Origin of the sequence: Xanthomonas campestris pv. badrii (assembly GCF_012848175.1) — a bacterium.
Classification (GTDB): domain Bacteria; phylum Pseudomonadota; class Gammaproteobacteria; order Xanthomonadales; family Xanthomonadaceae; genus Xanthomonas; species Xanthomonas campestris_C.
In genome coordinates this window covers 3,272,900-3,295,289 of sequence record NZ_CP051651.1, presented here as the reverse complement: position 1 = coordinate 3,295,289, position 22,390 = coordinate 3,272,900, and the positions used below count along the sequence as shown (strand labels likewise).

The window sequence follows — 22,390 nt, the reverse complement described above, 5'->3', positions numbered from 1 at the left end:
CTGTAAGACATGCCGGAAACGGAGGGTGGCTATGCCGCAATGCCATCCTTGGTACGTGACGGGTGTGTTAAGTTTCGCGGCTTTTACAGGGAGGCCATCATGAAAGAACGTCAACGCCGCACCAAGATCCTCGCCACCCTCGGACCGGCAACGGATGCGCCCGGTGTGCTGGATGCGCTGTTCAAGGCGGGCGTCAACGTGGTGCGCCTCAACTTCAGCCATGGCGACCCGTCCGGCCAGGCCAAGCGTGCTGCGGAAGTACGCGCCGCTGCCGCCCGCGTCGGTGCCGAAGTCGGCATCCTGGCCGACCTGCCGGGCCCGAAGATCCGTATCGAACGCTTTGCCGAAGGCAAGATCAAGCTTGCCATGGGCGAGCGTTTCGACCTGGTGGCCGATGCCAATGCGCCGGCCGGCGATCAGCAGCAGGTGGGCGTGAGCTACCTCGGCCTGCCGCAGGACGTCACCGCCGGCGACGTGCTGCTGCTCGACGATGGCCTGATGCAGTTGCAGGTGACCGACGTGCAGGGCGAGCGCATCGTCACCAAGGTGTTGAACGATGGCGTGCTGTCCGACCGCAAGGGTCTCAACAAGCAGGGCGGCGGTTTGTCGCTGGGCGCGTTGACCGAGCGCGACAAGGAACTGATCGGCATCGTCGCCAAGATCGGCGTGGACTTCATCGCGGTGTCGTTCTGCCGCAATGCGCAGGACATGCACGACGCGCGTCAGATCGCCCAGCAGCACGGCTGCGATGCACAGCTGGTGTCCAAGATCGAGCGCACCGAAGCGATCGAGAACCTGGTCGAGATCGTCGAAGCCTCCGATGTGGTGATGGTGGCACGCGGCGATCTGGGCGTGGAAATCGGCGATGCCGAATTGCCGGGCCTGCAGAAGAAGATCATCAAGGAGTCGCTGGCGCAGAACAAGGTGGTGATCACCGCCACGCAGATGCTGCAGTCGATGGTGGAAAGCCCGATCCCGACCCGCGCCGAAGTGCTGGACGTGGCCAACGCGGTCATCGACGGCACCGACGCGGTGATGCTGTCGGCCGAAACCGCCGCCGGTGCCTACCCGGTGCGCGCGGTGGAAGCGATGGCGCGTATCTGCCTGGGTGCCGAGCACCAGTTCGAGTTCGACACCGACTTCGAAGCGGCGCAACGCAACCTGCAGCGTGCCGACCAGGCCATCGCGATGGCGACCATGTTCCTGTCCGAGCACATCGGCCTGGGCGGCGTGGTGGCGTTGACCGAATCCGGCGGCACCCCGCGCTTTTTGTCGCGCTTCCGCTCCAACATGCCGATCTACGCCTTCACCCGTCATGACGGCGCGCGCCGCCAGATGGCGATGATGCGTGGCGTGTTCCCGATCAGCTTCGACAGCCGCGGCCTGACCCCGCGCGAAGCGGCGCGCGCTGCGATCCGCCTGCTGGTGGAAAACGAGCGCATGGGCCCCGGCGACCGCGTGGTGTTCACCAGCGGCGAGCACATGGAAATGCACGGCGCCACCAACACGCTGCGCCTGCTGGAAGTGGGCGAAGACGGCCGCGCCACCGGTCTGGGCGAGCTGTAATCCCTGTCGACGGCATCGGGCGCATGCCCTGAGCCGGACGACGCGACACACAACGGCGGCCCCAGGGCCGCCGTTGTGCCGTGTGGAGATACCGGTCTGGCAATGGCCGGATCTTGCGAATGCGCAGCCAGCGCACCATCGCCACCGCGCTGCCGCAACGGCGCTGGTATGACGCGCCACATGTTTCACAAGGCAAAGCCTGCCACGTCATGTAAGCAATGCATCAGCACTGTGAGCAACGAGCTGCACCTCATGCTCAGCTCTGACGATTCCCGATTCCCGATTCCCGATTCCCGATTCCCGAATCCCGAATCCCGAATCCCGAATCCCGAATCCCGAATCCCGAATCCCGAATCCCGAATCCCGCGATGCGAGCCGCGCCACACATCCTGTCACGCAGGCAATGTGTAATCGGTTGCAGGCATTCCGTGAAGGAATGTGTACGACTTTCGTCGCTATACTTTCGTTCTCCCCCGCAGCTGCCACAGGAACTACATGAGCATCGAACAGCTTGCCGAAACCGCCCAGGCCATGGTCGCCCCGGGCAAGGGCATCATCGCCATCGACGAGTCGACCAGCACGATCGCAAAGCGTTTTGCCAGCGTCGGCATCGAGAACATCGAAGAAAACCGTCGCGCCTATCGCGAATTGCTGCTCACCACGCCCAAGCTGAGCGACTACATCTCCGGCGCCATCCTGTTCGACGAGACCATCCGTCAGAAGACCAAGGACGGCGTGCCGTTCGCCAAGTACATGACCGAGCACGGCATCATCCCGGGCATCAAGGTCGACAAGGGCGCGCAGCCGCTGGCCGGCATGCCGGGCGAGCTGGTGACCGAAGGTCTGGACGGCCTGCGTGCGCGTCTGGAGGAGTACTACACGCTGGGCGCGCGCTTCGCCAAGTGGCGTGCGGTCATCAACATCGGCGAAGACATTCCGTCCGGTACCTGCATCGAGGCCAACTCGCATGCGCTGGCGCGTTATGCCGCGCTGTGCCAGGAGCAGGGCCTGGTGCCGATGGTCGAGCCGGAGGTCATCATGGATGGCAGCCACGACATCGAGACCTGCTACGAAGTCACCGAAGCCACGCTGCGCTCGCTGTTCGGTGCGCTGTACGAGCAGAACGTCGTGCTGGAAGGCACCATCCTGAAGGCCTCGATGGTCATTTCCGGCAAGAGCTGCGAAGAGCAGGCCAGCATCGAAGAGGTGGCCGAGTCCACCGTGATGTGCCTGAAGTCCACCGTGCCGGCGATCCTGCCGGGCATCGTGTTCCTGTCCGGCGGCCAGACCGACGAGCAGTCCACCGCCCATCTCAACGAAATGCACCAGCTGGGCAACCTGCCGTGGCCGTTGAGCTTCTCCTACGGCCGCGCGATGCAGCAGGCGGCGTTGAAGCTGTGGTCCCAGGACATGACCGGCAACTACGCCAAGGCGCAGCAGGTCATCTATGAGCGCGCCAAGGAAAACGGCCTGGCCGCGCTGGGCAAGTGGAAGGGCTGATGAGTTGATCGCGGCCGCAAGTCGGCATCGCCTGCAAGACCAGAACGCCGGCAGCGATGCCGGCGTTTTTGTTGCGTGTCGTTGCGGTGGTTTGTTGCGCCGAGGTGCGAGCGCCTTGCCGTGCTCGTCATTGCGGCCTGCACCCGGTGCAGCGATCAGGCGGCGGCCGTTTCCTGCGTTGCCAGCGCCTGCTGATACGCCTTGTAGGTCGCCTCGTTGTAGGCCACCAGCACGATGTGCTTGGGCACCTTGTGCGAGCGTTGCCAGTCGCGCGTTTCGGTCACGGCGATGCGTGCGGCCTGGTACAACGGATAGCCGTAGATGCCACAGCTGATCGCGGGGAATGCGATCGAATGCAGCATCATCTGCTCGGCCAGCTTCAATGACTGCCAGTAGCAGTTGGCCAGCTGTTCGGGCTCGTTGTGCTTGCCGTCGCGCCACACCGGGCCCACCGTATGAAACACGTGGCGGGCTTTCAGGTCGAAGCCGTCGGTGACGCGGATTTCGCCGGTGGGGCAGCGCACGCCCGGGCGCACCTGTGGCAGTGCTTCGCAGGCCTGCAGCAAGCGTGGACCGGCTGCGCGATGGATGGCGCCATCGACGCCGCCACCGCCAAGCAGTGATTCGTTGGCGGCGTTGACGATGACGTCAACGTCGAGTTCGGTGATGTCGCCTTGCCAGACTTCGATTCTCATGGCGCGATAGTTATGGGATTTGAATGATGAACGCGTGATGGGTGCAGGCGTCGCGGGCCTCCACGCTAGTGACCATTCATCTCACGGTTTGCGACGCGGCCGCTGTGCATCCAACCGTCCGGCAGACCAATGGATCTGCGGCAACGCAGCCGGTGCGTCAGGTCGAAGGCGCGGCGCCGGTTGGTTACAGCCAGCGTCTGACGCGTTCGCAGTAATCGCTGTAGTGACGGCCGAATTCGGCGCGCAGGCGCGCTTCTTCGAACGGGATGACGTAGCCCTGCAGGGCCACCCAGGGCAGCGGCAGCAACAGCACGGCCCATGGCAGCCCAAGCTGCAGGCACAGGCCGACATAGCTCAGTACCAGCGCCAGGTACATGGGGTTGCGGGTGAAGCGATAGGGGCCGTCCAGCACCAGCCGCGACGGGTGGCCGCTGGGCATGATGGTGGTACGGCGACGTGCGAACAGCACGAAACAGCTCAGCGCCAACGCCAGCCCCAGAACGGCGAGCATGCCGCCGGCCAGTTGGATCCAGGCCAGGAGCGTTGGTGCCGGCAGTGGCAGCGCCAATGCGTCCTGCAGCCATCCGCCGACACCCAGCGCCAGCGCAAAGTGCACGGGCGAGGTCATCTTCACCAGCCATGGCGCCCGCGCAGTGCGGGTGTCGCTGTGTCCATACGGCCGGTTGCTCACCACGGTTCTCCCCACATCACGGCCGTCATCCTAACGTTTCCTTGACGGAGGCGGGAGGTGGGGGAGAGCCCGGACTGGGGATCGGGGACCGGGGACCCGTAAAGCGAAGCAGAAGTCGGAGTATCGAGACCTGCCGCTGCGACCGGACGGGCGGGGTTTACGCATCAGGAGATGGTCGGCCGTCGCAGCCAACGGATCGCTCACTGCAGGGCCCGCCTTTTCAGGCCCTGGCCCGGTAGGCTCCAGCGTCGCCGTAAGACAGCCTGCTATCAACCACCAGCTGTTGTAACCGCCCGCTCGCCGCAGAGCCCGCCTTTACGTGTCCCCGGTCCCGGTCCCGGGCGGAATCTCCTCAGGGCAGGCCTGCCAGCCAGTCGTCGTCCGAGCCTTCGTTGATGTCGGCGAACAGGGGGGTGGAGAAGTAGCGCTCGCCGGTGTCCGGCAGCATCGCCAGGATCACCGCGCCCGGTGCGGCGCTCTCGGCCACGCGCAGCGCCGTGGCGACCGTGCCGCCGCCGGAAATACCGGTGAAGATGCCTTCCTCCGCGGCCAGGCGGCGAGCGATGGTAATGGCGTCGGTGTCCTCCACGCTCAGCACCTCGTGCGCGACCTCGCGGTTGAGCACCTCGGGGACGAAGTCCGGGGTCCAGCCCTGGATCTTGTGCGGCTTCCAGTCCTGGCCCTGCAGCAAGGCGGCGCCGGCCGGCTCGGTGGCGGTGATGCGCACGTCCGGCCGCGCCACGCGCAGCACTTCGCCCACGCCGGTGAGGGTGCCGCCGGTACCCCAGCCGGTGACGAAGTGGTCCAGCCGGTGGCCGGCGAAGTCGCGCAGGATCTCGGCGGCGGTGGTGTTGCGGTGGTAGGCCGGGTTGGCGGGGTTGGCGAACTGGCTGGCCAGGAACCAGCCGTGCTGTTCGGCCAGCTCCTTGGCCTTGCGCACCATGCCGCTGCCGCGCTCGGCCGCCGGGGTCAGGATCACCTTGGCGCCGTAGGCGCGCATCAGCTTGCGGCGCTCGATGGAGAAGGTTTCCACCATGGTGGCGACGAACTTGTAGCCACGCGCGGCGGCCACCATGGCCAATGCCACGCCGGTGTTGCCGGAGGTGGCTTCCACGATGGTGTCGCCGGGCTTGAGCAGGCCGCGCTGCTCGGCGTCGAGGATGATCGCCAGTGCCAGGCGGTCCTTGACCGAACCGCCGGGATTGAACGATTCGACCTTGACGTAGAGCGAGACGTGGTCCGGTGCGAGGCGGTTGAGTTTGACCACCGGGGTGCGGCCGATGGTGTCGAGGATGTTGTCGTACAGGGCCATGGGGTCTCCGTCGGAATCAGGCTGCGTGGGCGAGTGTGGTCGAGTGCGGCGTTGCGATGGGTGAGTGCGGGGCCGGTGGCGCGCCCAGCGGCCCAGCGCCGAACCAGTGCAGCGTCTGCGCCAGTGCCGCCACCTCGCCCAGGATCAACAGCGCTGGGGCGCGCACGGCGTGCAACTGGGCGGTGGCGGCCAGCGCGGCCAGCGTACCGGTGACGACGCGCTGCTGCGGGCGCGAGCCGTTTTCCACCAGCGCAAACGGGGTGGCGGGCGCGCGGCCGGCCTGCAGCAGCCGCTGCTGGATGCCCTCCAGACCCGCCACGCCCATGTAGAAGGCCAGGGTCTGCCGTTCCTGGCCCAGCGCCTGCCAGTCCAGGGTGTCCAGCGAGTCCTTGCAATGTGCGGTGATCAGCCGCAGCGATTGCGCATGGTCGCGATGGGTGAGCGGGATGCCGGCGTAGGCCGCGCAGGCCAGTGCGGCGGTGATGCCGGGGATGACCTGGAAGCCGATGCCGTGCGCATGCAGGAATTCCAGCTCTTCGCCGCCGCGGCCGAACACGAACGCGTCGCCGCCCTTCAGGCGCACCACCCGGCGGCCGGCGCGCGCATGCTCGAGCATCAACGCGTGGATCTGCTCCTGGCGCGTGCTGTGACCCTGCGCGGACTTGCCCACTTCCACCAGCAGCGCGTCACTGCGGGCCAGGCGCAGGATCTGCGGGCTGACCAGGCGGTCGTGCAGCACCACCTCGGCCTGCCGCAGTGCGCGCAGCGCATGCCGGGTGAGCAGGCCGGGGTCGCCGGGGCCTGCGCCCACCAGGGTCACGCTGCCGGGGGACAGCGGAGCGACGCGCGCATGCTGCGTGGGGGAGGGCGCAGCTGGGGCGATGGCGGGCGTGGGGCTATGGGTCAGCAGGCGGTGGGCACCGGCGGCAGTGCGCAGGGCATCGTTGAGCTGGGGGATGTCGCTGGCGGCGATGGTCAGCCACAGCGGCGCGTCGGGCAGTGCCAGCCATGCGGGGTCGAAACGCCCGGCCAGCCAACGCAGGTCTCCGGCCTGGGCCCACTGCTGCAGTTGCGGGGTCAGCGCCGGGGCGCCGACCAGAGGCAGCGCGCCTGCCTGCAACAGCGCGGCAGTGGCGCGCTCGGCCGCGGCGCCGCCGCCGACCACCAGGACGGCACGGCCACGCAGGTCGGCAAGGAGCGGAAACGCAGCAGTCACGGTGAAGGGATCGAAAGGGAGGGCCAGACCGTACCGCCGGCATATAGCCGTCGGAAATGACTTCATACACCCTGAAAATAGCGTTCGGTTATAAGCTGGCCCGCAGAACTCCTCTACAGTCGACGTCCTTGTGGCGCCTCGCGCTTTTTCTGGATATGAGCCCATGACGCTGACTCAACTTCGTTATCTGGTCGCCATTGCCGATGCCGAGCTGAACATCACGCTGGCCGCCGCGCGGGTGCATGCCACCCAGCCGGGTCTGTCCAAGCAGCTCAAGCAGCTGGAGGACGAACTGGGCTTCCTGTTGTTCGTGCGCAAGGGGCGCAGCCTGGATGCGGTGACGCCGGCCGGGGTGGAAGTGATCGAGCGCGCGCGCGCGGTGCTGTCGGAAGCCAACAACATCCGGACCTACGCCGCCAACCAGCGCCGCGAAAGCCAGGGGCAGCTGACCCTGACCACCACCCACACCCAGGCGCGCTTCGTGCTGCCGCCTGCGGTGGCGCAGATCAAGCATGCCTACCCGCAGGTCAGCGTGCACCTGCAGCAGGCGGCCGAAAGCGCGGCGCTGGACCTGCTCAGCCAGGGCGATGCGGATATCGCGGTGGTCAGCACGGCAGGCGGCGAACCCAGTGCCGGGATCGCGGTGCCGCTGTATCGCTGGCGGCGGCTGGTGGTGGTGCCGCGCGGACACGCGCTGGATCAGCCGAAGCTGGCACCGGACATGCAGGCGCTGTCCGAACATCCGCTGATCAGCTACGAGTCCTCCACCCGGCCGGGCTCGTCGCTGCAGCGGGCGTTCGCGCAGGTGGGATTGGAGCCCAGCATCGCGCTGACCGCGCTGGATGCCGATCTGATCAAGACCTACGTCCGCGCCGGGCTGGGCGTGGGGTTGGTGGCGGAAATGGCGGTCAGCGCCTACGACGACGATCTGCGCGCCTGGCCGGCACCTGCACCGATCGCCGAGTGCATCGCCTGGGCGGTGCTGCCGCGCGACCGGGTGCTGCGCGACTACGCGCTGGACCTGGTGCATGTGCTCGCTCCGCAGATCGACAAGCGCGACCTGCGCCGCGTGCTGGATGGCAACCAGGCACCGAACTGGCCGCTGCCGCCGACCTGGGAATCGCTGACCCAGACCATCACCAGCTGAGCGAGGCGATGAGCGCCCCCTGCGTCTGCCGTGGAGCCGGTTGTGGCTGCCCGAGCCCAGTGGCGCATGTCCCTGCAACTGTCGGCCAGCCTGGACGGTGGCGAGCACGCGCTACTGACTCGGGAATGGGGAATGGGGAATGGGGAATGGGGATTCGGGATTCGGGATTCGGGATTCGGGAGGCGTGGGCTAGAGCCAAGACACGGGTAGCTGGAAGCTGGAAGCAGAACCAGTAACAAAGCCCATCACGCCACGCCGCAAAAAATCAGACGCCACGCACTTACGATTCCCGAATCCCGAATCCCGAATCCCGAATCCCGAATCCCGAATCCATGCTGCAGTGCACAGCGAATTCCCGTCAGGAAAGTCGATTCGAATCAAGGCACTACAGCGCTTTTGGGCCGCACCGGAATGCGCGCTGTCAGTGATTCTCCCTACAGGTGTCAGGGGCGCCTGCGCTGATGTCGTTGGCATGCATCAAGTTGGCCGCGGCGCTGTCGTAAACCCTTATAGCAGCCATGACGCGACACTTTCGGACGTCTAGGGGTGGACGACGCAGGACCGGCGGAGCAGACATCGCGGTGCCGGTCTGGTCAGTGGGGTGTCGTTGAGGGTTGCTAGCGCTGTCGCATCACTGTTGCGCGAGGCTGCGCACAGCGCGGCTGGCGCACCCGGGTCCCTGGGGAGAGACCTGGCGTGTTTGGCGGCGGATCCGGGTCGGGAGCCCGGATCCGCCTTTTTTTTGCCCGAGCACGCGCGCCCAGGAGTGTGGCGAGGCATGCCATACGTGGCGCCGGCATCACGCCCATCGTCAGGAACCTCGCTTACATGCTGCCTTGCGCAGCTTCGCTGACACCGCGGCGGTGTCGCCTACCCATCAGCGTCGGTGACCCGGCCAGCCGCAATCGCCAGCCCTCAGGCCAGCGGAATCCGCACCGAGAAGCAGGTGCCGCCTTCCGAACGCGGGCGCACGCTGACGTCGCAGCCCAGCGTTTCGGCAGTGCGGTGCACGATCCACAGGCCGATGCCCAGGCCGTCGCTGCGCGGGTCGGCCTGGCGGAAGGCCTGGAACACCTGTTCGGGCCGCTCCAGGTTCAGGCCGATGCCACTGTCGATGATTTCCACCACCGCATGGCCGGGGCGGCGGCGCACGCCGACCAGCACGCGCCCGCGCTCGGTGTATTTGACGGCATTGCCGACCAGGTTGCCGATCAGCGTGGTCAGCAAGGTGGGGTGGCTGCGCACGCGCAGCGAGGTGGGCACGTGGCGCAGCGCCAGGCACTTGTCGATCGCCGGCTGGCGCCACACGCCCAGCACCGAATGCAGCACGTCTTCCAGCTGCAGCGCCTGCAGGTCCGGCAGGGCGGCCTTGCTCGCGGCCGCCAGCGTGGCCAGTTCATCCAGGTGGCGCCCGACCTGGCTGATCGCATCGCGCGCGGTCACCAGGGGGGGAATGGAGTCGACGTTGGCATGCCGGCGCATCTTGTCGATGGCGTAGGCCGCGGTACGCAACGGCGTCTTGAGGTCGTGCCCGGCGATGGCCATCAGGCGGCTGCGGTAACGGTCGGACTCTTCGGCGATCAGCAGGGCGCGGCGCAATTCCAGCTGCGCCATGGTCTGGCGTGCGAGCGCGCGCAGCGCTTCGACCTGCTCGTCGGTGAGCTGGCGCGGCTTGCGGTCCAGCACGCAGACCGTGCCCAGCGGCAGGCCGTCGGGCGTCTTCAGCAGCGCGCCGGCATAGAAGTACAGCGGCGCCTCGCCGGTCACCAGCGGATTGCGCGAAAAGCGGTCGTCTTGCCGGGTGTCCGGCACCACCAGCACATCGTTGTCGAGCAGCGCATGCGCGCACATCGACTTGAACAGCGGCGTCTCGCGCTCGCCCATGCCGAGTTCGCTCTTGAACCACTGGCGGTCGGCATCCACCAGGCTGATCAGCGCGATCGGGGTCTGGCAGATGATCGAGGCGAGCCGGGTGATGTCTTCGAACGCCGCCTCGCGCGGCGTATCGAGCACGCCATAGCTGCGCAGCGCCTGAAGGCGGAGTGCTTCGCTCGGAGGTTTGGGTGCGCAGGGAAGTGGCTCAGCCGCTGGATCGGACAGGACGGTGCTCATGCGCGGAAGGTGAATGGGATGAGCTGCCAGCATAGGGCATGACCGTGCCCAGCAGGTGTGTAGCCCGACGCACCGGCCGGGAACTGTGACTGCCGGCCTGGACCCCGGCGCGGGTGTCGTGTGGATGGCGCCTGGCAATGGAGGGCGCGCTGCGCTCGCTCCTTGCCGACGCCATGCCGACGCCTTGGATCTTCCACCTCCGGATCGAGGTCGGCCGGGGCAGCGCCAGGGGCGGCCAGGCCGGTGGCGTGAGGGGGGGAGCGCAGGTTGCCAACGGAGCTTTCGAGGTGCGCGCCCGTGCGAAGGCTGCGACATCCGGTCGCGGCAGGGGAGCCAGCATCGCGGTGCGAGTGCCGGGCCGCGTACACTGCCGCCATGCTGCATTCGTTCCGCCGCCATCGCCTGATGCATCTGCTGGCTTGCCTGGCAGTGCTGCTGTTGCTGGTGGCGCCGCTGATCAGCCGCTGGAACCAGGCGCCATCGCAGGAGCCGATGTGCATCAGCGGGCCGGCCGGCAGTCTGGCCGCTGCGCTGCTGCGTCAGCAGGGTCTGTTGGCGCCGCACGCCTCGCATCACGCCGGGCATGCGTCGGAGACTGGCCAGCATCCGGGCGACCACGCTGCCGCCCGCCATGGCGAAGCCTGCGACTATTGCGTGCTGGCCGCACGGCTGCTGCCCTGGCTGGTGCTGGCGGTGCTGTGCCTGCTCCAGCTGCGGCCAACGACGCTCTCCACACGCGTCGGCGGGCCGCGCCGGGCGGCGTTGCGCTGGGCCGCGCATGGCGCGCGCGGGCCACCGCTGTCCGCCTGACTCTCGCCCGTCGCGGGCGTTCGTTTCACCACCGCTGTTGCGCCGCCGATACCTCGGCCTGCGCGTGCGTGTCTGGATGAATCGCCCGTTTTCTTGAATCAAGCGAGCGCCCGCCGTGTTGCGGCGGCGCGCGGCTTCGTGCCGTTCCATGACGGCAAAGGGTTGATCATGCGTTTGGGGTTGTTGAAGACGTGGTGGTGCGCGCCATCGTTGGCGTTGCTGTACGGGCCCGCCTGCGAGCTGCAGGCGCAGCAGGCGGCATTGACACTGGGCAAGGTGCAGGTCAGCGAGCAGGCCCAGCGCATCCCGGGTGCGGCGCGGGTGCTCAGTTCGGTGGATGTGATCGGCGGCGAACTACTGCACGATCAGCATGTGGATTACAGCTGGGAACTGCTGATGCGTGCGCCCGGGGTGCAGGTCACCCAGTTCCGCATGGGCACCGACGCAGGGCGGTTTTCGTTCCGTGGTTTCAATGGCGAGGGGCGGATCAATGCGGTCAAGCTGCTGATCGATGGCATCCCGAGCAACGACAATGCCGGCGGCATGCCGTATCTGGATGCGGTGTTTCCGCAGGACATCAGCGCCATCGAGATCGTGCGCGGCACCAACGATGCGCGTTACGGCTTGAACGCCATCGCCGGCAGCGTGGATGTGCTCACCCGTACCGGTGGCAACGATGGCCGCCTCAGCGTCACCGCCGGCAGCTTCGGCGCGCGCGAGGTGCAACTGGGCAAGGGTTTCGAGCAGGGCGCCTGGAGCCAGAACTATGTGCTGGCCTGGCGCGATTCCGATGGCTATCGCGCGCATGCCGATGCGCGCAAACGCAGCGTCGCCGGCAAGTGGTTCTACACCGATCCGGATGGCGTCTTCCGTACCGGGCTGACCACGCGCTACTACGACAACCACGCGCTGGAGGCGGGATATCTGGATGCGGCCACCGCCCGTGCAGCGCCGCGCAGTTCACCGGCGTATGCGCAGGACGATCGCAGCGAACGCCGCGTGCGGCAGACCGCACTGCACGTGGATGGCGTGCTGGGTGCGGATGCGCAGTGGAGCGCCAAGGCCTATCAGAACGACTACCGCAACCAGCGTTGGGTGCGCTTTTCCGCCGCCGGCCTGCAGCAGGAGCGCGATACCGACGAGACCCATCGCGGCGTGGTGCTGCGCGGCAACTGGCAGCCCGCCTGGAAGGCGATGGACACCAGCCTGGAAGCCGGTCTGGACGCTCAATGGCAGGACAACCAGCAGCAGCGGTATCGCACCGCCGCGCGGGTGCGCGGCGCGCAACTGCGCGATTGGGACTACGACCTACGCACGCACGGCGCCTATGTGCAGGCGGTCCTCAAGCCGACTGCGCGTCTGCAGCTGGTGCCTGGCTACCGTATCGATCGGGTCGATGGCCGGCTGCACGATGTGCTGGCCGGTGTGTCTGCGCCGACCTATGACTACGGCAGCATCACGCAGCCCAAGTTCAGCGCCAGCTATCGCGTGGGCGAGCAGGGCAGTGTCTATGCCAACTGGGGGCGCAGCTTCCAGATCGGCAGCGGCGACGGCGCTTACCGTCGGCAGCCCGCCAATCTCGGGCCATCGATCAACGACGGCTGGGAAGCGGGGTTGAAGTTCGCGCCGTCGGCGATGCTGGATGGCCGGCTGGCGTATTGGCAGCAACGCGCCTCCGGCGAGGTGGCGACCGTGCTGGGCGTCAATGGCGTGCCCGGCATCGGCGATGTGGCCAACGTGGGACGCACGTTGCGGCGTGGCTGGGATGCGCAGTTGAACCTGCAGCCCGCCGAGCACTGGTGCGCATGGATGTCGTATTCACGGCAGAAGGCCAGCATCGCCACGCCCGATCCAAGCGCGCCTGCCACGCGCGGCAGGGAGATCGAGAACGTGCCGCACTGGCTGGCCACCGCCGGGCTGGAATGGCAGCTCACGCCGGCCGTGCAGCTCAGCATGTGGGGCAATGCGCAGGGCGATTACTTCCTGGAGCGCAGCAATACGCTGGGCCGTACCGGCGGCTACGCCCTGCTCAATCTGGGCGCGCGCTGGAGCGTGAGCGCACGCACTGCGCTGAGCCTGCAGCTGCGCAATGCGACCGATCGCGGCTATGTCTATGCGTGGTACGACAGCGGCAGTTCCGGCTACTCGCCGGGCGATGGCCGCGCGCTGTCGCTGTCCTGGGACTGGAGTTTCTGATGCAGATACCTCTCAACGCTGGCCCGGCCGGCGCGGCGCCTCAGGACGGCCGTTGGCGGTTCTATCGCGCGGTGTGGCGCTGGCATTTCTATGCAGGCCTGTTGGTGCTGCCTTTCATCATCTGGCTGGCGCTGACCGGCGCGGCGTTCCTGTACCAGGAAGCGATCGATCGCAGCGTGCATCACGCACTGAAGGTGGTGCCGGTAGGGCCGGCACGCGCATCCGCACAGCAACTGGTGGATGCGGCCCAGCGCCGTTACCCAGGGCGCCTGTTTCGCTACACCACGCCGAAGCAGGCCGATGCCAGTGCCGAGATCGGGCTGGTGGATGCGCGCGGCGCGCGGCGGGTGGTATATGTGGACCCGTACCGCACGCGCGTGCTGGGCAGCCTGCCCGAGCATGGCACGCTGGCCTGGACCATCCGCCGGCTGCACAGTCTTGAGGTGTTCGGGCCGCTGGCACGTGGGCTGATCGAACTGGCCGCCGGCTGGGCGATCGTGCTGGTGCTCACCGGTGCCTATCTGTGGTGGCCACGTGGGCGAGGCGGTGGCGTGATCAGCGTGCGTGGCGCACCTAGCCAGCGGCTGTTCTGGCGTGACCTGCATGCGGTGACCGGTGCGGGCGTCGGCGCGGTGCTGCTGTTCCTGGCGCTGACTGGCATGCCGTGGTCGTGGCTCTGGGGCGCGCAGGTCAATCGCTGGGCCAACGGCCACGACTTCGGGTATCCGGCCGGATTGCGCGTGCAGCTGCCGATGTCGCAGCAGCGGCTCGCCGACAGCGGCGACACCGCGTGGTCGCTGCGGCAGGCGCGCGTGCCGGAGTCTGTAGTGCCTGCCCGTGCGGCGCGTGGAGATCATGGCGAGGAGCGCTCTGCGCAGGCGGATGGGCTGCGTTCGGATGCGATGCGTGCGACCGACCCTCACCCCAATCCCTCTCCCGACGGGAGAGGGGCGAACACGCGCGCTCCTGCAGCGGAACACTGGGAACATTCAGAACATGCAATGCATGCGGGCGCAGCCCGTGTCGCTGCGCCTGACCATACGGCGATGGGGCTGGATGCGGCGCTGGCGCGGTTCGATGCGCTCGACATGCTGCAGGGTTACAGCGTCCTGCCACCGCGCGGTGTTTCCGGCGTGTACACCGCCTCGGTGTATCCGGCAGATCTGCGAAGGCAGCGGGTGATCCATCTCGACCAGTACAGCGGCGCGGTGTTGCTGGATATGACGTATCGCGACTACGGGCCGCTGGCCAAGCTGCTGGAGTGGGGCATCAATGTGCACCTGGGCCAGCAATACGGCGCGGCCAATCAGCTGATCCTGCTGCTGGCCTGTCTGGCCATCGTGCTGCTGTGCGTGAGCGCGGCGGTGATGTGGTGGAAACGCCGACCAGCCGGCGGGTTGGGCGTGCCGCCATTGCCGGCAGATCCACGCACGCTGCGTGGTCTGATGGCGCTGCTGGTGGTCTGCGGGTTGATCTTCCCGCTGGTCGGCGTGTCGCTGTTGCTGATGTGGCTGTTCGATCGCTGCTGGATACGGCGCGCGCGCGCAGATGCAGCTGCATGACGCTGCGTGCGCCGCCGATGCAGATACTGTGGATCCCAGCACAGTGCTGCGGCTAGATGTCTTCGTGGATGCCGCATTCGCGCTTGAGCCCGAAGAAGCGCGTGTCTTCCTCGCGCATGCCCGGCTCCCAGCGGCGGGTGGTGTGGAAATCGCCGATGGAGACATAGCCCTGCTCCCACAGTGGGTGATAGGGCAGGTCGTGGGCCTGCAGGTATTGCCACACATCGCGATCGGTCCAGTCGGCGATCGGGCTGACCTTGTAGCGGTCGCCGCGCTTCTGCAGGATCGGGGTCTGCGCACGGCCGCCGGACTGGCTGCGGCGCAGGCCGGTGAACCAGGTGCCCACGTTGAGCTCGTCCAGTGCGCGCCGCATCGGCTCGACCTTGCGCAGGTTGTTGTACTGATCGATGCCCACCATGCCTTGTTCCCACAGGCGCCCGTGGCGGGCTTCCATCCAGGCGCGGCTGACCAGCGGGCGATACACCTTGAGGTTGAGCTTGAGCCGGTCGGTCAAGGCATCGGCAAAACGGTAGGTTTCCGGGAATAGGTAGCCGGTATCGATCAGGATCACCGGAATGTCCGGGCGCTGCCGGGACAACAGGTGCAGCGTCACTGCAGATTGCGCACCGAAACTGGACGATAGCGCAGCCTCCTGCGGCCCGTGCTGCAACGCCCACGCCACACGCTCGTCGGCGCGCAGGGTCTCCAGCTGCGCGTTGAGCGTCTCCAGGTCGTCCAGTGCCGAAGCGGTATTCGATGCAGCGGGCAGCGCGGTCATGCGAGCAGTTCCAGGTCGAGGTGACGGTGCGTGGGGTAGGGTGGCAATGCGATCAGGCCGCTGCGGTGCAGGAAATCGCCGAAGCCTTCGTCGCCGGCCTGGTCGCGCTCGGCCGCATAGCGGGCCAGTAGCGGCTCGAGCGCGGCGAGGATCTCCGCTTCGGTGATGTTTTCGCGATACAAGGTGTTGAGGCGTTGGCCGCGGCGGTCGCCGCCCAGCATCAGGTTGTAGCGGCCGGGCGCCTTGCCCACCAGCGCGATCTCGGCCAGGTAGGGCCGGGAACAACCGTTCGGGCAGCCGGACAGGCGCAGCACGATGGGCGTGTCGGCCAGGCCGTGCCGTTCCAGCAGCGGCTGCAGGGCCGCACTGAAGTCCGGCAGATAGCGTTCGGCCTCAGCCATCGCCAGGCCGCAGGTGGGCAGCGCCACGCAGGCCATCGCACCGCGTGCCAGTGCGGTGGCAGCGTGGTTGCCCGCATCCAGCGCGTACTGCGCGACCAGTGTGTCGATGTCTACCCGCGCGCTGGCGGGCACACCGGCGATCACCAGGTTCTGGTTGGGCGTCATGCGGAACTCGCCCACCTGCACCTGTGCGATCAACTGTGCAATGGCACGCAACCCGCTCAGGTGCGCAGCGGTGTCGGTGTCGGCAATGCGGCCGGCCGGCAGCGACAAGGTCAGATGCCACAGGCCATCCTCGCCCTCCACCCAGCCGTAGCGGTCACCGTTGTGGTCGAACGTGAAATGCTGCGCCGGTTGCAGGGAGAAGCCGGCGCGGCGCTCGATCTCGGCGACGATGGTCTCCAGGCCGTGGTCGTCGATGGTGTACTTGAAACGCGCGCGCTTGCGCACCGCGCGGTTGCCCAGGTCGCGCTGGGTGGTGACCACCGCGGTGGCGATCTCCAGCAACTGCTCGCGGGTGACGAAACCGATCACATTGGCCACGCGCGGCCAGGTCTCGGTGTCGCCGTGGGTGGCGCCCATGCCGCCGCCGATACTGACGTTGTAACCGAGCAGCTCGCCGTCGCGCAGGATCGCGATAAAACCAAGATCGTTGGCGAACACGTCCACGTCGTTGAGCGGCGGTGCGGCGAAGCCGATCTTGAACTTGCGCGGCAGGTAGCGCTCGCCGTAGATCGGCTCGTCTTCGCTGCCGGAGCCGGACACGCGTTCTTCGTCCAGCCAGATCTCGTAGTACGCACGGGTATTGGGCAACAGGTGCTCGGACACGCGCGCCGCATCGGCGTACAGCGTGGCATGCGCCTGCGACAGCAGCGGGTTGGCGGCGACCTGCACGTTGCGATTGACATCGCCGCAGGCAGCCAGCGTGTCGATCAAGGTGGCATTGATCGCCTGCATGGTGGCCTTGAGTTCGCGCTTGATCACCCCGTGGAACTGGAACGCCTGGCGCGTGGTGATGCGCAGCGAATGATTGGCATAACGCGTGGCGATGCCGTCCAGCGCCAGCCACTGGCTGGGCGAAATCACCCCGCCCGGCGTGCGCGTGCGGATCATGAACTGATACGCCGGCTCCAACTTTTGCCGGCGCCGCTCGTCGCGAATATCGCGGTCGTCCTGCTGGTAGCTGCCGTGGTACTTGATCAGCGTCTGATCGTCCTCGCGCAGCGCCCCGGTCACCGCATCGGCCAGGCTCTGTTCCAGCGACCCCCGCAGGCGACGGCTTTCGGATTTGATGTCTTCGACGGAGTGGCTCATGGGAATCGGGAATCGGGAGTCGGGAATGGGGAGTCGCAAAAGCGGTGTGATCTATCGAGATGTTTCAGTTGAAGGCTGTTCCGATTCCCCAATCCCGATTCCCGATTCCCGGCCTCAGTAGACATCACGCGCATACCGCCCCTCCACCTGCAGCTGGGTGAGATAGGCCGCCGCGGCTTCCGCATCCAGGGCGCCATGGGTGGCGACGATGTCCAGCAGTGCCGCGTGCACGTCCTTGCCCATGCCGATGGCGCCGCACACGTACACATGCGCACCGCCTTGCAGCCAGGCATAGACGTCGGCACCGCGCTCGCGCAGGCGGTGTTGCACATAGACCTTTTCGCTGTGGTCGCGCGAGAACGCCAGGTCCAGCGCATGCAGCTCGCCGCGGTGCAGGGCCTGCTGCCATTCGGCCTGGTACAGGAAATCGGTGTTGAAGTGCTGGGCGCCGAAGAACAGCCAGTTGCGGCCGCTGGCGCCGGTTTCGGCGCGTTCCTGCACGAAGCCGCGGAACGGCGCCACGCCGGTGCCGGGGCCGATCATCAGGATGTCGCGGTCGGTATCGGCCGGCACGCGGAAGCGTTCGTTCGGCTCGATGTAGACCGGTGCGGTGTCGCCTTCGGCCAGTGCAGCGAGAAAGCCGCTGGCCGAGCCCAGGTGCGCATGCCCGTGGGCCTGGTAGGTGAGCTCGTCCACGGCCAGATGCACCTCCTCGCCCACGCGCTTGCGGCTGGAGGCGATCGAGTACAGCCGTGGGGTGAGCGGGCGCAGGCTGGCCAGCAGGCTGGCATGGTCCCAGTCCGCCGGCCAGCGGCGCAGCACGTCGATCACCTGGTGATCGGCGAGCAGCGCCGCCAGGCCGGCGGTCTGGGTCTGGGCGAGCAGCGCCTGCAGCTCGTGGGCACCGGCGCGCTCGGCATGTGCGGCAAGAAATGGCCGCGACAGCTTGGTCAGTTCGCGCCGGCTGCTCAGCCAGTCGCGCAGGGGCAAGGTGTCCTCGCCAACTGTGACGGCGGCATCGCCATCCAGGCGCACGGCCTGCAGCAGCGGTTCCACCAGGGCCGGCGGGTTGCGATGGACGATGCCCAGTGCATCGCCCGGCTCGTAGCTCAGGCCGCTGCCGTCCAGCGAGAATTCCAGGTGCCGCACGCGCTTGCCCGGTTGCGCATAGACGCGGAAGCCCGGGCCCTTGAAGTCGCGCCCGCTGATGACCTGGTTGGCCAGCAGTTCGGCGCCGAACGGATGCTGGTGCGACCAGGCCGGCGCGGCGGGGCTGCTGCGCAGTGGCGTGATCGTGGCCGAGTGCGGGCCGCTCTTGAGCTGCTCGCGTGCGTGCTTGAGCGCCTGCGTGCGCCAGGGGGTGGCCACGCTGTCGATGTCCAGGTCGGCTTCGCCCCGCGGCTGCACGCGGCTGGCCCCCAGCTCGGCCAGGCGTTCATCGATGCGCCGCGCAATGCCGCAGAAGTCCGCATAGCTGGAGTCGCCCAGGCCCAGCACCGCGTACTTGAGCTCGGGCAGCTTGGGCGCGCGGCGGCCGGCGAGAAACTCCACCAGGCCGATCGCATCGTCTGGCGGGTCGCCTTCGCCCTGGGTGCTGATCACCACGTACAGCAGGCGTTCGCTGGCCAGCTCGCGGGTAGGGTAGGCATCGGCGCGCAGCAGCCGCACCTGCAGGCCCGCCGCCTCGGCGTCGGCGGCCAGTTGTTCGGCCTGCCGGCGGGCGTTGCCGGTCTGGCTGCCGTACAGCACGGTCAGGCGCTGGCTGTCTTGGGCCAGTGCCTGCGGCTGCCCGCCCGGCAGCACCGCCAACGCGCGCGGCGGCTGGCCCTGGGCCAGCCCGGCGGTGTAGCCGGACAGCCACCACAGCGACGCGGCATCCAGGCCGTCGACCAACCGTTCCAGCAGCGCCTTGCGCTCGTCGGGCAAGGGGCTGGGCGGTAGCGCGGAGCTGGCGGCAGTCATTCGGGTCCGGGGGCTTGGATCAGACCGACGATGTTAGGGAAGCGTTGCAGTCCCCAGAAAGGAGCAGCCGTTATCGCGTTATGCCGGCCGCTTATTTCGGGCCGGCATCAGCACGGCACACACTGCAGCGCCTTGCCCTACCATCGGATGGCCTGCCACCGATGCCGACGACATCCCGATGACCCTGCTGCCGCTGTCCCATCTCGACCGGCTCGAAGCCGAAAGCATCCACATCCTGCGCGAAGTCGCCGCCGAATTCCTCGCGCCGGTGATGCTGTATTCGGTCGGCAAGGACAGTTCGGTGCTGCTGCATCTGCTGCTCAAGGCATTCGCGCCGTCGCCGCCGCCGATTCCGCTGCTGCACGTGGACACGCGCTGGAAGTTTGGCGAGATGATCGCCTTCCGCGACCGCCGCGCGGCCGAGACGGGCGTGGACCTGCGCGTGCACATCAACCCCGACGGCATCGCCCAGGACATCGGCCCGATCAGCCACGGTGCCGCGGTGCACACCGACATCATGAAGACCCAGGGGCTCAAGCAGGCGCTGGAGCAGGGCCGCTTCGATGCGGCGATCGGCGGAGCGCGCCGCGACGAAGAGAAATCGCGCGCCAAGGAGCGGGTGTTCTCGTTCCGCAATGCGCGCCATCGCTGGGACCCGAAGAACCAGCGCCCGGAGCTGTGGAATCTGTACAACGCACGCATCAGCCCCGGCGAGAGCGTGCGGGTGTTCCCGCTGTCCAACTGGACCGAGCTGGATATCTGGCTGTACATCTACCGCGAGAACATCCCGGTGGTGCCGCTGTATTTCGCTGCACCGCGCCCGGTGGTGGAGCGCGACGGCGCCTGGATCATGGTCGACGACGCGCGCCTGCCGCTGCACCCTGGCGAAACCCCGCAGCTGCGCTCGGTCCGCTTCCGCACGCTGGGCTGCTACCCGCTCACCGGCGCGATCGATTCCACCGCCGACACGCTGGAAGCGGTGATCGCCGAAATGCTGGTCAGCACCAGCTCCGAGCGCCAGGGCCGCATGATCGACCACGCACCGGGCGCCTCGATGGAACAGAAGAAGCTGGAGGGGTATTTCTGATGGGCAGTGAGGCGTGGGAGCAGGCCGGGACCGGGGACCGGGGACCGGGGACCGGGGAAAAGCGCGATGCTGACAGCGGTATCGCTTTGGCTGTTGATTTTTCCGGGTCCCGGGTCCCGGGTCCCGGGTCCCGACAAAGCGGCAGCATCGCTGCCTACCTCCAACAGCACGAATCCAAGCCGCTGCTGCGCTTCATCACCTGCGGCAGCGTGGACGATGGCAAGAGCACGCTGATCGGGCGGTTGCTGTACGACAGCAAGCGCTTGTTCGACGATCAGTTGGCGGCGCTGGAAAGCGATAGCCGCCGCCATGGCACCCAGGGCGAGGGCATCGATTACGCCTTGCTGATGGACGGGCTGGCGGCCGAGCGCGAGCAGGGCATCACCATCGATGTGGCCTACCGCTATTTCGATACCGACCGGCGCAAGTTCATCGTCGCCGATTGCCCCGGCCACGAGCAGTACACCCGCAACATGGCCACCGGTGCGTCCACCGCCGATGTGGCGGTGGTGCTGGTGGATGCACGCAAGGGGCTGCTGACCCAGACCCGCCGGCACAGCTACATCGTGTCGCTGCTGGGCATCGGCCACGTGGTGCTGGCGGTCAACAAGATGGATCTGGTGGACTACGACGCGCAGGTGTTCGCCGACATCGCCGAGGGCTATCGCGCGCTGGCCGCGCAGCTGGGCATCGCCGATGTGCAATGCATTCCGTTGTCGGCGCTGGCCGGCGAAAACCTGTCCGCCCCGTCCACCCGCATGCCGTGGTACCAGGGGCCGCATCTGCTGCAGCATCTGGAGAGCGTGCAACTGGCGTCGCCGGAGGACGCCGGCGGCCTGCGCCTGCCGGTGCAATGGGTCAACCGGCCCAATTCGCAGTTTCGCGGCTACGCCGGCACCATCGCGGCCGGGCAGGTACGGGTCGGCGATGCGGTGGTGGTGGTGCCATCCGGGCGGCGCTCGCAGGTAGCCAGCGTGCTCGATGCCAATGGCGCAGTGGATGGGGCGCGTGCCGGTCAGGCGGTGACGCTGACCTTGTCCGACGAGATCGATATCAGCCGCGGCGACATCATCGCCGGCATCGACGACCCGCCCGAAGTGGCCGACCAGTTCGCCGCGCATTTGCTGTGGATGGACGATGCCGCGCTGCTGCCGGGGCGCCCGTACTGGCTGAAGATCGGCGCGCGCACGGTCACCGCGAGCATCAGCGAGGTCAAGCACAAGGTCGATGTGAATACCCAGGAGCGCCTGGCCGCCAAGCGGCTGGAGCTCAACGAGGTGGGCTACTGCAATCTGTCGCTGGACGAGCCCGTTGCGTTCGCGCCGTATGCGCGCAACCGCGTGCTGGGCGGCTTCATCCTGATCGACCGGCAGACCCATGCCACCGTGGCCGCCGGCACGCTGGAATTCGCGCTGCGCCGTGCCGGCAACGTGCACTGGCAGCATCTGGATGTGGACCGCAGTGCACGGGCGCGCATCAAGGGCCAGGCGCCGCGCGTGCTGTGGTTCACCGGCCTGTCCGGTGCCGGCAAGTCCACCGTGGCCAATCTGGTCGACAAACGCCTGCACGCGCTGGGCTATCACACCTTCATCCTGGACGGCGACAACGTGCGCCACGGGCTCAACCGCGATCTGGGCTTCACCGACGAAGATCGCGTGGAAAACATCCGCCGCGTGGCCGAGGTGGCGCGGCTGATGGCCGACGCCGGGCTGATCGTGCTGGTCAGCTTCATCTCGCCGTTCCGTGCCGAGCGCCAACTGGCGCGCGAACGCTTCGAGGCGGGCGAGTTCGTCGAGGTGTTCGTCGATGTGCCGCTGGCGGTGGCCGAGGCGCGCGATGTGAAGGGGCTGTACCGCAAGGCCCGCGCCGGGCAGATTCCCAACTTCACCGGCATCGACTCGCCGTACGAGCCGCCGGAAACGCCGGAAGTCCATCTTCACGCCGACGGTGAGAATGTAGAGGCGCTGGCGCGCCAGGTGCTGGGGTATCTCGGGCTGGAGCGCTGAGCGCGACGCAGGCGGCACAGCGGGCAGGTGGCAGG

The 22,390-nt window shown here is 67.5% G+C and carries 16 protein-coding genes; 8 read left to right on the top strand and 8 right to left on the bottom strand.

The window, feature by feature from the left end; translation table 11 throughout:
• The first annotated feature begins 99 nt into the window (after nt 1-99).
• Both pyk and HG421_RS13860 read left to right on the top strand, forming a co-directional pair.
• Nucleotides 100-1,566 carry a pyruvate kinase gene (gene pyk / locus HG421_RS13865; RefSeq protein ID WP_169706870.1) on the top strand — a complete coding sequence of 489 codons (1,467 nt, stop codon included), beginning with the start codon at nt 100-102 and terminating at the stop codon, nt 1,564-1,566.
• A gap of 495 nt (nt 1,567-2,061) precedes the next feature.
• A complete protein-coding gene (locus HG421_RS13860; protein ID WP_169706869.1) occupies nt 2,062-3,066 on the top strand; it encodes a class I fructose-bisphosphate aldolase in 1,005 nt (334 codons plus the stop codon).
• Nucleotides 3,067-3,221: 155 nt separating this feature from the next.
• Here the strand turns inward: HG421_RS13860 and HG421_RS13855 are convergent, their stop codons facing one another.
• The 4 genes from HG421_RS13855 to cobA all read right to left on the bottom strand — a co-directional run bounded on the left by HG421_RS13855 (nt 3,222) and on the right by cobA (nt 6,980).
• A complete protein-coding gene (locus HG421_RS13855) occupies nt 3,222-3,761 on the bottom strand; it encodes an O-acetyl-ADP-ribose deacetylase (RefSeq protein ID WP_169706868.1) in 540 nt (179 codons plus the stop codon).
• Nucleotides 3,762-3,945: 184 nt separating this feature from the next.
• Nucleotides 3,946-4,452: a methyltransferase family protein gene (locus HG421_RS13850; RefSeq protein ID WP_169706867.1), complete on the bottom strand. Its 507-nt coding sequence runs from the start codon at nt 4,450-4,452 to the stop codon at nt 3,946-3,948.
• Nucleotides 4,453-4,804: 352 nt separating this feature from the next.
• Nucleotides 4,805-5,764 carry a cysteine synthase A gene (gene cysK, locus HG421_RS13845; RefSeq protein ID WP_169706866.1) on the bottom strand — a complete coding sequence of 320 codons (960 nt, stop codon included), beginning with the start codon at nt 5,762-5,764 and terminating at the stop codon, nt 4,805-4,807.
• Nucleotides 5,765-5,780: 16 nt separating this feature from the next.
• A complete protein-coding gene (cobA, locus tag HG421_RS13840; protein ID WP_169706865.1) occupies nt 5,781-6,980 on the bottom strand; it encodes a uroporphyrinogen-III C-methyltransferase in 1,200 nt (399 codons plus the stop codon).
• A 163-nt stretch (nt 6,981-7,143) separates the two neighbouring features.
• Here cobA and HG421_RS13835 point away from each other — a divergent pair, with 163 nt between their 5' ends.
• Nucleotides 7,144-8,127 (top strand): LysR family transcriptional regulator, encoded by a 984-nt coding sequence (locus tag HG421_RS13835; RefSeq protein WP_169706864.1) that lies wholly within the window; start codon nt 7,144-7,146, stop codon nt 8,125-8,127.
• Between the two features lie 915 nt (nt 8,128-9,042).
• On the opposite strand, the gene HG421_RS13830 is transcribed toward HG421_RS13835, so the two are convergent.
• On the bottom strand, nt 9,043-10,239 hold the full coding sequence (locus tag HG421_RS13830; RefSeq protein WP_169706863.1) for a sensor histidine kinase: 1,197 nt from the start codon (nt 10,237-10,239) through the stop codon (nt 9,043-9,045).
• Between the two features lie 375 nt (nt 10,240-10,614).
• On the opposite strand from HG421_RS13830, the gene HG421_RS13825 reads away from it, so the two are divergent.
• The 3 genes from HG421_RS13825 to HG421_RS13815 all read left to right on the top strand — a co-directional run bounded on the left by HG421_RS13825 (nt 10,615) and on the right by HG421_RS13815 (nt 14,807).
• The gene (locus HG421_RS13825; protein ID WP_169706862.1) at nt 10,615-11,049 is read left to right on the top strand and encodes a DUF2946 family protein; all 435 of its coding nucleotides are present in this window, start codon (nt 10,615-10,617) and stop codon (nt 11,047-11,049) included.
• A gap of 168 nt (nt 11,050-11,217) precedes the next feature.
• On the top strand, nt 11,218-13,245 hold the full coding sequence (locus HG421_RS13820) for a TonB-dependent receptor (protein WP_169706861.1): 2,028 nt from the start codon (nt 11,218-11,220) through the stop codon (nt 13,243-13,245).
• A complete protein-coding gene (locus tag HG421_RS13815) occupies nt 13,245-14,807 on the top strand; it encodes a PepSY-associated TM helix domain-containing protein (protein ID WP_169706860.1) in 1,563 nt (520 codons plus the stop codon). Before HG421_RS13820 ends, HG421_RS13815 begins: the two co-directional genes overlap by 1 nt.
• A gap of 52 nt (nt 14,808-14,859) precedes the next feature.
• Here the strand turns inward: HG421_RS13815 and HG421_RS13810 are convergent, their stop codons facing one another.
• The 3 genes from HG421_RS13810 to HG421_RS13800 form a co-directional block, all read right to left on the bottom strand.
• On the bottom strand, nt 14,860-15,585 hold the full coding sequence (locus HG421_RS13810) for a phosphoadenylyl-sulfate reductase (RefSeq protein WP_169706859.1): 726 nt from the start codon (nt 15,583-15,585) through the stop codon (nt 14,860-14,862).
• Nucleotides 15,582-17,300, bottom strand: coding sequence for an assimilatory sulfite reductase (NADPH) hemoprotein subunit (cysI, locus tag HG421_RS13805; protein WP_169706858.1), 1,719 nt, complete (start codon nt 17,298-17,300; stop codon nt 15,582-15,584). The genes HG421_RS13810 and cysI overlap by 4 nt, the downstream gene beginning before the upstream one ends.
• A 114-nt stretch (nt 17,301-17,414) precedes the next feature.
• The gene (locus HG421_RS13800) at nt 17,415-19,262 is read right to left on the bottom strand and encodes an assimilatory sulfite reductase (NADPH) flavoprotein subunit (protein ID WP_169706857.1); all 1,848 of its coding nucleotides are present in this window, start codon (nt 19,260-19,262) and stop codon (nt 17,415-17,417) included.
• A gap of 178 nt (nt 19,263-19,440) precedes the next feature.
• Here HG421_RS13800 and cysD point away from each other — a divergent pair, with 178 nt between their 5' ends.
• Nucleotides 19,441-20,349 carry a sulfate adenylyltransferase subunit CysD gene (gene cysD / locus HG421_RS13795; RefSeq protein ID WP_169706856.1) on the top strand — a complete coding sequence of 303 codons (909 nt, stop codon included), beginning with the start codon at nt 19,441-19,443 and terminating at the stop codon, nt 20,347-20,349.
• Nucleotides 20,349-22,355, top strand: a complete 2,007-nt coding sequence (gene cysN / locus HG421_RS13790; protein ID WP_248279381.1) for a sulfate adenylyltransferase subunit CysN — start codon at nt 20,349-20,351, stop codon at nt 22,353-22,355. Before cysD ends, cysN begins: the two co-directional genes overlap by 1 nt.
• Nucleotides 22,356-22,390 lie beyond the last annotated feature (35 nt).